The sequence below is a fragment of the Bacteroidota bacterium genome, from assembly GCA_030706565.1.
Lineage (GTDB): Bacteria > Bacteroidota > Bacteroidia > Bacteroidales > JAUZOH01 > JAUZOH01.
Window position 1 is genome coordinate 1 of the sequence record JAUZOH010000067.1, and the last position, 13,872, is coordinate 13,872.

Below are 13,872 nucleotides of genomic sequence, written 5' to 3' on the forward strand. Positions count from 1 at the left end.
AATAGAATCCATTGTTATGCTTTATCGTTGAAAGTTCGATTTATTCAAAGAAATTCATGGCTACAATGCTGGAAAATCATGAATATCCTTGTGATTCTTTTCCTCATGCAACATCCGGAACTTTATTTGGTACATCTCTAAATATTGGTTGATATTACATATCTTAAATTTGACTGTTATTTTTTTCATGTTTTGAATATGGTTTGTTTCAAGAATCTAGCTGCTGTTTTATTGCTGACAGGTTTATTCATGACTGACGGCATAGCTAAAAAAAATAATTTTATTTCAGGCTATCACCGGACAGATGATGAATATCAGTTTATGACTACCCTTGTGTATAAAGATGCTGATGAAAATTCAAAGGTTGCCTGTGCTTATTTATGGATACCTCCGTCATGTAAAAAAGTAAGAGGTGTTTTAGTGATGAATCAGAATGTTTTGGAGCAATGGCTGGCAGAGCACGATTTAATAAGAGCTGCCTGTTCCAAATCCAATCTGGCTATTCTTTGGTGCTGTCCCGGTTTTTTTGTTGATAAAGGGAAGTCGACTTATGCCGAAAGGAACGTCCATAGTCTGCAACTTATACTAGAAGACTTGGCAAAAATTTCAGGGTATGAAGAGTTGGCCCGTGTACCATGGTTGCCTGTCGGACATTCTATGACGAATAACCTGGTTCGGCAGTTGATCAACATGAAGCCGGCGCATATACTTGCTGCAATTACCATGAAAGGGGGACCCGGTTATGGTAATCATATGGACATTCCTATTTTAAGTACAGCCGGTGAATATTTCGAATGGAATCAGCCCAAGGATGATGTTTTAAATCCACGTGCCAAGATTCCAAATTATTTGGATATAATAAAGGAAAGAAAAGAGAAACAGCTTCCCCTGAGTTATTTTTTCGATCCCAACACTGGGCATTTTGATTGTAGCGAAACCCTTACCAAACTTGTTGCAGATTACATAGTTGCGGCTGCAGAGGCAAGATTATCGGCAAATAGCGATACTTTGCTTAATCGGGTGGATTTGAGCTCAGGATGGGTAGCAGGACTTCCTTTACCAGGAATTTCCGCAATGAAACCAAAACCCTATAAAAAAGCAAAGGGCGCTGAACGCGACTATCCCTGGTATTTTAATCAAGATATTGCTGTCGCTGCATCGGATATGGCCAATATCAACTGGTCAAGAAAATCGCAAATTTCGGTTTTTGCTTTTGAAGATGGCAGTCCAGCTCCTTTTACAAAAGGTATTGTATGGCCTATTCCTTATGTTACCGGGGATGACGGGGTGACTTTTACGCTTCATTCTTCCTTTCTTAAGGCCATACCAGATAGTTTTCTTTATGCAGGAACCAAAATTGGCCATGACAGTGCGATATCCAAAATAATTTTATTGTGTGGCAGTGTCAGGCCTGTGTCAGAAAATACTTTTAGGATTGTCCCTGATCGCTCATATCCTGCCAGTGCAACTTATTTTATTGTGAAACAGGAAGGAGATAAAGAATATCGCCAATGTATAGAACCCGGGCGATTTATTTTAAAACCTAATGAGGAGGGAGAACCTCAGCAGATCAGTTTTGATAGCATTCCTGATATTAAAGCCAATCAACGTGTTTTTTTACATTCTGTTGCCACTTCGGGTATGCCGGTGAGTTTGTTTGTCAAATACGGACCTGTAAAAATTGTCGATAATCAACTTATGATAACAAAAATACCACTTCGAGCCAAGTTCCCAATTAAAGTTTCTATTGTGGCAACCCAATGGGGAAGAAGCAAGGCTCCCGCTGTAAAGACCGCCATGCAAGTTGAACGAACTTTTTTAATCACTAAATAATGAATTGTGCCTTAAATCCATCTTTAGCAAATGTTTCTTTTTTAGATAATCTTTTTAGGAATTGGTCATTATTTACAAAAAAAATATAATTAACAATGATAAATTACATGAATATTATTAGAACAAATAATTTACGATTATATTTTTTAATTTTAATTCTCATATTTTCAGTCTCTGTAAAAAGTCAGGAAGTAAGTTACCGAAATCCGGTTATTCCTGGTTTTTATCCTGATCCGAGCATTTGCAGGGTAGGAGATCATTACTATCTGGTAAACAGTAGTTTTGAATATTTTCCTGGAGTTCCGATTTGGGAAAGTGGTGATATGGTACATTGGAAGCAGATAGGTAATGTTTTAGACCGATCGTCACAAATCCCCCTGGTCCATACCAAACCTTCCAATGGCATATATGCCTCAACCATCCGCAATCACAATTCTATTTTTTATATGGTCACCACTTTAGTAAGCGGAGACAAAAAATATGGAAATTTTTATGTAACGGCCAAGGATCCTGCTGGTCCCTGGAGCGAACCGATATGGGTTGACCAGAGCGGTATTGATCCTTCCTTATTTTGGGATGATGATGGCCGTACTTATTTTGTGTCAAATCGTGGTACAAAATCATCTGATCCCAGAGCAATTTATCAGTCAGAGATAGATATTAAAACCGGTAAGCGTTTATCTGAAATAAAAGAAATTTGGAAAGGCAGCGGAGGTAGTTATGTTGAAGGCCCTCACATGTACAAAAAGGACGGATATTATTACCTGCTTACAGCCGAAGGGGGTACAAGTTATGGGCATACTGTAGCCATTGCCAGAAGCAAAAATATCTGGGGCCCTTATGAATCTTGTCCTTACAATCCTATTCTTACCAACAGAATGACTTACGGAATCATCCAGGGAACCGGCCATGCGGATATGGTTCAGGCTGCTGACGGAAGCTGGTGGATGGTTCACCTGGCCTTTCGCCCGGCTGTGGATGGTATTCATTTTATCGGCCGTGAAACCTGTTTGACTCCTGTGGTTTGGAATGCTGGCGAATGGCCGGTAGTGAATAAAAGCGGAACTACCGATGAAATTGTTAAAATTATTCCCCCTGACTTTGAAAAAAAACCGCAACCCTTTAATACAACTAACCTGGATAATTTTAATGAGACTCATCTTGGCAATGATTGGGTATATCTTCGCAATCCGGATTCCTCTTATTATTCATTGAGTGCACGTAAAGGCTGGCTTACCCTGGTGGGTTCCAAATATAATTTATGCAGTTTGGAATCACCCACATTTGTTGCCAAAAGGCAGCAGCATTTCGATATGTCGGTCACTGCTAAAATGGATTTCAATCCCAAAAAGAAGAATGAGGAAGCTGGACTTACTGTTTTAATGACCAATTTATTTCATTACGATTTCTTCATCAAAACCAACGGGAAACAGCGTCAATTGACCGTGCGTTATACTTTGGATTCGTTAAATCAGGTTTTAAGGCAGGTTCCTTTGAATGAAGGGCCTGTGGAGTTAAAGGTGGTTGGAAATAAAAAAGAATATATTTTCAGCTTCAGGCAAAAAGAAGATAAAGAATTTAAAAAGATAGCCCTGCTTAACACTCGTTTTTTGGGAACTGAGGTAACCGGTGGTTATAACGGAGTGGTTATCGGTCTGTATGCAACAGGTAATGATAAGTTGTGCACTGTTCCTGCCTATTTTGACTGGTTTGAATATAAACCCTTGTAAAACAGTAAATCGATTTTAATTTTTAACAAGCTGTCAAATATAAAAATTATGAAAATAAAAGCTTTAATTCTTGGTTCGATTTTTACCCTATTTATTTCGGTATATGTGCAATCACAAAATAAATTGGTTCCCGGATTGAATGCAAGAAAAGGATGTCCTGCATTCTTTTCTAAACTAAAAAAAGGTACGCCTGTAACGATTGTTTATTTTGGAGGAAGTATTACCAATCATCCCGGTTACCGGATATATTCCGAAAAGTGGTTTAAAGAACAATATCCCAAATCTAAAATAACTGCAATAAATGCCGGTATAGGGGGGACAGGATCTGACCTGGGCGTTTTCAGGATGGATGATGATGTTATTAAATTTAATCCTGACCTTGTTTTTGTGGAATTTGCCGTTAATGATGCAGGTACAGATTCATTGGTTATTTGCAGGTCTATGGAAGGAATTGTTAGGAAATTGAGAAAATCCTGTCCGCAGGCAGATATCTGTTTTCTTTACACGCTTAATCAGGGGATGTTGGCTGAACTGATGAACGGACATTTGTTCAAATCCATGCGATATATGGAAAAAATTGCTGATTATTATGGCATTCCTTCAATAAATTTTGCCCCTGATGTAATCCGATTGTTGAAAAAGGACAGTCTGGTTTTTAAAGGCGAAAAAGGAGTAGATTATGGAACTAAGAAAGTTTTTACCAATGATGGAACTCATCCCACCTTTGATTACGGCCATATAATCTATACCCAAACTTTAATCCGCTCTTTTCTGGCCATGAAAAATATGAAACCGGCCAAGGCTGTTACTGGGTTTAAATCTCCTTTATATCGTGACAATTATGAACTTGCCAAGTCAGTATCTATATCTGAATTCAAAAAAAGTAATGGCTGGAAACCGGTTCTTTCTACCGACAGAATTTACAAATATTACCAGGCCAGTTCCAAAATTTTTCCTGACTTAGTTGTATCTGACAATCCAAGCGATGTTGTTGAGATAAAGTTTAAAGGTACGGTCGTGGGACTATATGATGTCTTAGGCCCTTCTTCAGGAGGTTTTATCGCCGAAATTGACGGAAAGGATAAACTTTCAGTCCGTAGGTTTGATGTTTATTGCGGAAATGTTTTCAGAAGCGGGTATAAGCTTTTACCTGTGATGGATAACGGGGTACATACCATTGTAATTAGGCCTGATACTGCTTATTTTGATAAAAAAGCGATATATAGTTCAAGGCCTTCGCAAATTACAGATAATTCATATTTCCAACCTTTCAATACGTATATTGGAAAGGTGCTGCTAATCGGCGAAGTATTGCATTAATTTGAAACAGACAAAAGGCACTGAACTAATTTTATTGATTTTGGTAAACTGTTCATAAAATTTACAAAGTGAAAGTAATTATTATGAAAATATATTTTGTACTGAATTGAAAATGAGTATATTAAAAACATTGTTTTTCATTTTTATCCTTGAATCCGGATTTTATATTGTTTCTGCACAAGGCAATCTGTCAGGTATCCGGAGTATTGGTTATTATAAACAGTTGAGTTCACAACCTGATACAATCTGGTACAAAAAGATGGGCAGTGTGAAATTACATATGCTTGTTATGCAGCCGGTCAGAAAAAGAAAAACACAAAAATGCCCGGTAATGGTTTGGATTCATGGGGGTGCCTGGGTGGCTGGTTCACCTGAGGGATATATTCCACATTTGAGATTTTCGACCGATCAGGGTGCAGTAGGTATTTCGATCGAATATAGGTTGATTTCCAAGTCCGGGAATAATGTCCATTCTGAATCTGGTTATACCATTTGGGATTGCCTGGCCGACTGCAAAGATGCCATCAGATATATAAGGCAGCATGCAGATGAGCTGGGCATAGATCCTGATAAAATTATTGTTATTGGTGATTCTGCCGGAGGACATCTTGCTTTATGTTTGGGAACTATGAATTTGCCTAAAGATACCAGAGCCAATGCAGTTATCAATTGCAATGGAATTTCTGATCTGACTGAAGAAAAATGGATCAAATACATCCAACCTGGCACTAATCGGCTTAAAACTGCAAAACAGTTATCCCCGATTTATTCCTTGGATAATAAAGCCGTGTCGATATTGACCATGAATGGAGCAGACGATAAGGTTGTTACTCCTCAGGAAGCAGAAAGATTTTTCAATGCCTGCAAAGAAAGAGGGATAGATACGGAATATATACTCTGGCCAGGAATGCGTCATGCTTTTATTGTGACAAATTATACGGCGACGGAGGAACAAACAGACAAGGCACTTTCAGCTATGTTGAATTTCCTGGTAAAACGCCGCTTTTTGATTCTTAATTAAATTGTTTGAAAAACCTAGTTATTTAAAATTTCAGGGAACGAGCATATTCATTTACAAAGACAAAAATGGAAATCCACCTATGTGTTTCATTTCGGTGAGTCCACTAATGACAAATTTTCCAGTCTTGATTGATTAATTATTTACGGATGAAAAAGATATTTTTTTTATTATTCCTGATATGGGGAGTCTTATCCACTGTTTTTTCACAGTGTACTAATGTTCTACCTGTTTTCAGAACTTTTACAAACGATGAACTTAGTCCTGATAATCCATGTTTAAAAGAAATACCTTTGAAGACCTTTTCAGCAGAAGATGTTTTAAACAGGACAATAAAGTGGAACAATCCTTATAATCCCGATATTACGCCTGTTGCAAAAGATTTTGACAATTTAAAAGCTGGTAAAGTACCTCCTATAGGCATTTACCCAAGGATATTTACCTCTCCATCGGAGTTTGCTGCAATTAAAAAACGTCTGGAAACTACCCGGATAGGGTCTGTTTTGCTTAAACTTGCTAATGAAGAACTGACGCAAATGCAGAAAGGTAGAGGCGTTGATGGAAAATATTATGAATTATTGAAAACCGGATGGAAATTTAATGCAGTAGATCCTCAATTTCCTGCTGAATTGGCAAATATGTTGACAATTCAGGGATTGTTGGCTCAACTTTATGATAATAAAAGCCTAATTAAGGAGACTGCTACGGTTGCTGCCAATTATCTGAAGGCCGAACTCAAGTATATTGAGAGCCTTCCTGTTATCCCTGGAAGGGAAAACCTGGTAAAAGAACCTCTGTATTCCAATGGCAGACTGGCTAAATTGTTTGATTTTACTGCTTCCGGGATGATAGAATCTGATAAAGAAGCCATAATAAAAGCTTTTGCAAATGCCACATTCGGACGCTACAGCGTAGGTATGGAATTGCCTCATCATTGGCGGCGATGGAACCATATCAATATGTCACTCGCTTTTCCTCTTACAATACTTGCTATAGAAAATGAAAAGGGCTATGATCACCGTATTTATGATTGTGGTCTTGATATGATTAATGATTACCTGACATACGGCTTCACTGCTGAAGGAATGAGTAGCGAAGGTATTGGTTATACTTTCGGGTCATTTGATAATGACATTTTGTTTATGGCAGCAGCAGCACGGCGTGGCGTGATAACCCCGTTTACAAATCCTCATTTCAGAGCAATACCCGATTGGCTCATTTATTCCTTATCTCCAAATCCTGATTGTTTGTGGAGTTCTCATGGCGATTTGGGTACTGTTTCCGACATTCCCTGGCTAGTGATGATGGTGATGAAATATTTTTTCCCTGAGGATAAAAAAATTGATTACGTTTTTGCTAATTCATTATATAAGGATGTAAAAAAATTACCTGATGTCTCGGCTTTTGTATTTTGTATTGATCCTTCAAAAACGGCAAAAGAATATAAAGGTATACCTCCCGTTAATATGCCTTTGACTTTCTTTTCTCCTTCGCGGGGCTCACTGATTGCCCGCGATAAATGGGATAAAAATGGAATAATGTTCCAGTTTGATGCCCGTCAGGATATGTTCTATCAATCGCATGATCATTGCGACAGAGGTAATTTCTTCATTGCTTCGAACGGGCGGATATGGGCAATTGACGGATGGCGTAGTTCGGAAAGCAAATATCATTCCGTAATTACCATTGATGGTCATGGACAAGGCTATTTCGCTACACCGGCAAGCTGGATTAATTATACGGATAAACCTGAAGCTACCTTTGGACTGGTGGATTATAAATATGCATTCGACTGGTCCTGGCTTAAAACGCCGGTTTCAGATGCCATGCTGGGTAAAACACTTGCACCCCAATGGCAGGGCGGTGTTTATGAAAATGTAGCCAAAAAGCAGTTGCAGTATCATCATGGACAGCTTCCCCAACGTGATCCTTTGAAAAAGGTGGCGGATTATTTCTGTGGTTGTCTTGAAACTGATCCTCGCATTTGGACAGAGGATACATGGCCAATGAGGATATCGAACTATCCTGTTCAATATGCATTCAGAACTGCCGGGCTGATAAAAGGGAAACATCCCTATATTCTGATTATTGATGACCTGAAAAAGGATGATGCCGAAAGACTTTACGAATGGGCAATGCCAATGCAGCTTGATGTAGAAGTCGTTTCTATAAAACAATTGGTTGATGTTGTCCAACAATCAGATCCGTTAAATTTGGGATTTAATGCTTTTTCAAATTATCACAAACAAGGAGAATATGATATTGTTTTAGGTGACAAGCGGATGAAAAGAAATATGTCTGAGACTGATAACCATATAGGAAGTGATTATGAAACGGGTCGATTTATGCCCTCTAAAGGAGATCCTCTTTTATTGGTTAGGGTTCTGGAAAGAACGCCTGCGGAAGTGCCGGATATGGAACCTAATCCGCGTTTGGAAACATTTGAAAAATTAAAAACTGAAGATATGCACCAATTCTATCTTCGAAGCATGGATCTGGGCAAACGCCTGGTCATTCCTTCACGTTCTGCAAATCCTAATTATAAAGTGCTCTTGTTCCCTTATTTAAATGGGGCTGAATTACCCAAAACTTTATGGAATGATAATCGAACTCAGTTAACGGTTTCTTTCAGCGATCAAAAGGATATATTTTATTTTTCCGTTGGGAAGGATAAACATACAAAAGTAAGGATGGTACGTGATGGAAAAGAAATTTTTGATTTTTAAAAGCTAAACAATTTATTAAAACCAATATAAGATGAGTCGTTCAATAATAAGGCAATTAGCCCTTGTGTTATTTGTGTTTCTTTTTTATGCAACGAATGCACAGGATAATCAGTCGCATGGTGATCAAAGTGTCAATACGGGTTCTGAAAAAATCATATCGAACCTATTTGGGGATCACATGGTGCTTCAACGAAATGTAAAAATCCCAGTCTGGGGGACTGGCAGGACCGGTGATAAAGTATCGGTAAAATTTGCAGGTCAAACCAAAACTTCAGTTGTTGACAGCAAAGGTAAATGGCGGGTAGATCTGAATCCTCTCCCAGCAAGTGAAGAACCCCGTGAAATGATCATAACCGTTGGAAAGGCTATAAAAAAATTCTCAGATGTACTTGTGGGTGATGTGTGGTTGGCTTCAGGCCAGTCAAATATGGCATATCCCGTGAGTTCTTTGCCTGATGCTGAAAGTGTACTTTCTAAAGCCGAAGACTCAAAACTCAGGTTTTTTAGTGTAAGCAGAACCACTGCTGCCGAACCTCAGGTCGATCTTAAAGGAAAATGGGAATTAAGTTCTGGGGAGACTGCAAAGGGTTTTTCTGCTGTTGCCTATTTTTTCTCCAGGGAAATTCGTCAAGAACAGAAATGTCCTGTGGCAATCATTCATGCCTCCTGGGGCGGAACCTCTATCGAAACATGGATCAGTCTTGCCGGACTGAAAAAAGATCCTCCGATTACCAAAATGCTTGATTTGTGGAATAAGGCTGTGGCACAACATCAAAAAGTCCTGGCAAATCCGGAATTTATATCTGATTATGAAAATAATTTAAAACAGTGGCAAAAAGAAGTTGCACCTGCATATACTATAGCGCTCAAAAATTATAATCAGGCAATTGCTGCCGGCAAGCCGGCAGGGGAAAAACCAAAGCCTTCTATGGCCGAACCGGTCAACCCTGATCCCATGGCTGTACCTAGCCCCTCAAGAAGGCCTTCAACCCCCACGGTTGACTTTAACGGGATGATTGCACCTTTGATCCCCTATGCCATTCGTGGCGTTATCTGGTATCAGGGTGAGAATAACGGAAACGAAGGAATGGAGTACAGGACTCTTCTTCCCCGTCTCATTGATGATTGGCGTAACCTATGGAAACAACCTGCTGAAAAGGGGCTTTTCCCATTTTTATTTGTCCAGCTTCCATGCAACGGAGCTGATGATATACCTGTGGCTCAAAAAGGCTGGCCTTTCCTAAGAGAAGCCCAATTCATGACTTTAAGTGTCCCAAAAACAGGAATGGCCATAACTATTGATGTGGGTGACCCTAAAAATGTACATCCTGCTGATAAAGTTGATGTGGGTAAAAGACTGGCGCTTGTTGCCAGAAAAGTGGCTTATCATGAAAATATTGTTTATACAGGCCCTCTTTACAAGGATTATAAGATTGAAAAGGATGGTAAAATAAGGGTTCGTTTCCGTGAAACAGGAAGTGGGCTTGCCATCGGACAGTCACCCTGGTATGCTCCCGGAGTAATGCCTTTTCCTAAAGACAGACTCGTTGGATTTTTCATAGCCGGAAAAGATAAAAAATGGATGGAGGCAGATGCCCAAATAGATGGAAATACCGTGGTTGTATCCAGTAAAAATGTTCCAGATCCCATTGCGGTACGCTATGGATGGGCTAATTCACCTCATTGTAATCTATACAACAAAGAAGGACTTCCGGCTTCGCCATTTCGTACCGATGTTGAATAGTTGTTTGATATAATAAAAAATTAAAAACCTAACAAATGAAATCTAAATTTAATCTGGCACTAAGTCTAATTTTTGTTTTATTGGCCTTAAATATAAAACTTTCGGGACAGGATTTATTACCGCCTCCACAGGATAAAGGCTTGCCTTATACCCGCTCAGGCAGGCAGATTGCAGAAGCCAGGATAAAAAATTATATAGCTGTATTTGCAGGTAGTCGATATGCCTGGGTTCAAGGGTATAAAGTAAGGCTGGATGATGCTCATTGGCACCTGGAGGCTATCAGCCATGAAGGTACCCTTTATGTTCCGGAGGCTTTTGAAGGCTTGATTGATACTAAAAAAATAGAAACCGATATTGCACCCTCTTTTCTTGTCGACAAATGGGTGTATACTGCAAAAAGATATTCGATTGCACTGGAAAATATTCGCAGTATCCGGATTGATGGACAAAAATATGTTGCATTTGCCGATGTGGCAAAAGCAAGAGGGTTAAAGGTGTATGAAAACAAAAACGGACTGGCAATAGCGGGAACTGTGCCGGTCAGTTTTAATGAAAATGAAAAGATAGTGCTTCAGTCTGTGATCACCTTATTTGATAGTCCTGAAAAATTGGCCGATCCGGATATCGCTACTCAATATATCCCTTCGCTGCAAAGGCAAGGCAAATGGACAGACCATGTCAGGGTTAGTCCTGAGCAGATTAAAATTCTAGAAGGTCCTGAGACCAAATGGACAGAAACAGCTCAAGTAAAATTTGATTTGACAGGATTCAACACTCAACTTTTAGGTTCCAAAGTACCTCCTCCGGGTGTATATCCCCGAATTTTATTCAGTCCTGAGGATGTCCCCATGTTGGCCAAACGGATTATGAGTAGTAAAATGGGCCAGAAATCCATGATTGAGGTAAAGTACCTGCTAAATACTTCCTGGTGGAATCCCAAGACCAGCGACGGTTTACTTTTTCAAAAATTGGCTTCGGGCGATCTCAAAGGTTTGGAATGGCCGGAGATTGATGACGGTAAAATGCTTACCGATATTCCTCAACTGTTTATAGGAGAAAAACCCGGTATTTATAGCTCGCATGTAGCTTATGTCCCTGAATGTCTTACAGATATGGCGCTGTATTGTCTTCTTACAAACGATAACGAACATGGAAGGCAGGCAGCAGCAGCCATTGCGAATTATTTTAAACTTCGCGAACCGCTTATCGATGAATGGAATTCAATCAGTGATTCCGAATTTGGAACGGGTTATATCCGGGCAAATGGTAAAAGATCAGAATTAAATGGCAGCGGATCAAATACGAACTGGAGAAACATACATGGTATTGTTGCTCAGATGGATCTTGGGCTTGCGCTCGATTTTGCAGGCAAATGGATGAATCCTAATGAAAAGGACCTCATGCGAAGAATCATTGCTAAAGCAACTTACGGCCGGAGAGGTTACGGTCAGGATGGGCCGGTTCGCTTTAGAGACGTAAATTGGGTGACATGGGATTTGCCAAATTTCCTTGCATTGGCTGCTATTGAAGGCCTCGAAGGTTTCGATAAGGAAGCATACGAATCGGACTGTGAGACTGTCCGTGCATTTTGCGAATGGGGAATAGACGATTCTGGTGTGATCTATGAAAGTAATGGCAAAACACCAGGCGGGATGCAGTTTCATACTCTTTCGATGATAGCCCTTGCACGTAGAGGTGAAAATTTATGGGGACACCCGCATATACGCCGTTTGCTGCAGGCACAAGTACAAATGACTTCTCCTAGCGGGCGTGTAATTGTAAACAGTGGCACGCAATACGTGCCATATAGCCGTTCAAACTTCAGCCTTCAGACTACAGATGAATATAAGGCATTTTATCCCGGGAATCATTGCGCAGATTATATTTTAAGCCAGTCAAAAGATGAAAACCTGGACAATTTTGATGCTGAACAATACAAAAAATCAGTAGTAAAAGTACAGCGCTTGCGTTTGCCAAGTCCAATGTATCCTGGACTGGTGGTAAATTCTTTGCTTTATGACACTGACTTCAAGCAAACTTCCAGGGCTGAGTTAAACCTCCCCCTGGATTTTAATGCACCCATCCATGGGGTGTTTTCAAGTTACAGCGATACAACTCGAAATGCGGCATGGATGAACATGATGGTCCGTCCTGATCATTATATCGGCGCCGGCCATCATCATGCCGATGCAGGTATGTTTCATTTTTCGGCATTAGGAGTGGATTGGTTTACAGAAAGCCCTTTCTGTCAGGTGTATGACGGAAGATTCCATAACCAGGTTCTGGTAGATAGTATTTCTGAACCTCAGGGCATCAATGGTTTAGGTCTTGCTTATCAGGCTCCGGCAAAATATCTGGGAGCTGTAATTAACCCGGAAGGTTCTTTTGCATCCGCCGATCTTACTAATTCATACAGTTTCCGTTGGTTTACACAGCCTCCGCAAGTCTGGAGCGAAACGCTTAAGTCCATACCTTGGGAACTTGATCCTTCACCTGAAAATCTTAAAACATTTGCCGGAACTACCCATTATAAAATGAGGCCTTGGTGGTCAACCTACACTTATTCAAATTATATGCCTACTGTCCGTGCTCCCTTTAATACAATGAAATATGTTTATCGTACGGTGGGACTTATTCGCGGCAACCATCCTTATGGCATTATTATGGATGATTTGAAGAAAGACGGAAACATACACTTGTATCAATGGACTGCAATGCTCAATGGAGGTGTTTGGATAGCTGATGTCAAAGGATTGAAACCCGGACAGGTAGTCCTGGCTTATCGTAATATCGACGGCCCTGCCAATAATGCAGCTCCTGTGAAACCTTCTAAAAATGACCCTTTACTGCTTGTCTGTGTCCTTCAGCCTGACGGCAGCATGGATCCTTCATTATCTTTCATACAGGTTTCTACAGAGAAAGGCGTAAAAGATAGAATTGCCAAAACTGAAGTTTACGATCGTCTTGCAATAAATACGAAATCTGCTGAAGTGAATTATCGTATTTTGCTCGTTCCCTTTCATTATGGTGAATCTATGCCAAAAATATATTTTGATCATGGAAAGGTTGCCGTTGAGTGGAAAGGCCAGAAGGATTATATCACATTCAAAAATATTGATAAACGGACTCTTGTATCTGTTTCACGCAAGGGTAAGATCATTGCAGAAAGTAAATAAACAGAAAATGCAGGAATTTATAAAATGACAGGTTCATTGTTAATTGATTGGTCATTTGATCTATAGGCTTGATTATGTCAAACCTGCCTCAAACTGCTTTATTTTAAATTATTTACAGATGAGACACCCGTGATTCATGGAAAAACAAATCACTAATGAACCGAGTTTACGAGTTCACCGAAGGTAATGTATTACCGGGTGTTCCAAGGGCTTTTAAAAATTAAATTATTAAAGTTTCGCAAGTAAATATCTCCCTGAACGGAATAAAATTTAACAACTGAGATTTATTGTTCATCATGTCACATAGAAATAATGAGAAATATTC

General features: G+C 39.7%; 7 protein-coding genes. All 7 read left to right on the top strand.

Annotation, left to right across the window (positions count from 1 at the left end):
* The first annotated feature begins 198 nt into the window (after nucleotides 1–198).
* On the top strand, nucleotides 199–1,833 hold the full coding sequence (locus Q8907_05490) for a hypothetical protein (GenBank protein ID MDP4273718.1): 1,635 nt from the start codon (nucleotides 199–201) through the stop codon (nucleotides 1,831–1,833).
* Between the two features lie 107 nt (nucleotides 1,834–1,940).
* Nucleotides 1,941–3,563 (top strand): glycoside hydrolase family 43 protein, encoded by a 1,623-nt coding sequence (locus tag Q8907_05495; GenBank protein ID MDP4273719.1) that lies wholly within the window; start codon nucleotides 1,941–1,943, stop codon nucleotides 3,561–3,563.
* Nucleotides 3,564–3,611: 48 nt separating this feature from the next.
* The gene (locus Q8907_05500; GenBank protein MDP4273720.1) at nucleotides 3,612–4,883 is read left to right on the top strand and encodes an SGNH/GDSL hydrolase family protein; all 1,272 of its coding nucleotides are present in this window, start codon (nucleotides 3,612–3,614) and stop codon (nucleotides 4,881–4,883) included.
* 112 nt (nucleotides 4,884–4,995) lie between these two features.
* Entirely contained in the window at nucleotides 4,996–5,904 is a 909-nt protein-coding gene (locus tag Q8907_05505; GenBank protein MDP4273721.1) for an alpha/beta hydrolase, read from the top strand.
* A gap of 146 nt (nucleotides 5,905–6,050) precedes the next feature.
* Nucleotides 6,051–8,627 carry a hypothetical protein gene (locus tag Q8907_05510; protein ID MDP4273722.1) on the top strand — a complete coding sequence of 859 codons (2,577 nt, stop codon included), beginning with the start codon at nucleotides 6,051–6,053 and terminating at the stop codon, nucleotides 8,625–8,627.
* A gap of 31 nt (nucleotides 8,628–8,658) precedes the next feature.
* Entirely contained in the window at nucleotides 8,659–10,371 is a 1,713-nt protein-coding gene (locus tag Q8907_05515; GenBank protein ID MDP4273723.1) for a sialate O-acetylesterase, read from the top strand.
* A gap of 35 nt (nucleotides 10,372–10,406) precedes the next feature.
* Nucleotides 10,407–13,547 carry a hypothetical protein gene (locus Q8907_05520; GenBank protein MDP4273724.1) on the top strand — a complete coding sequence of 1,047 codons (3,141 nt, stop codon included), beginning with the start codon at nucleotides 10,407–10,409 and terminating at the stop codon, nucleotides 13,545–13,547.
* The last annotated feature ends 325 nt before the right edge of the window (nucleotides 13,548–13,872 follow it).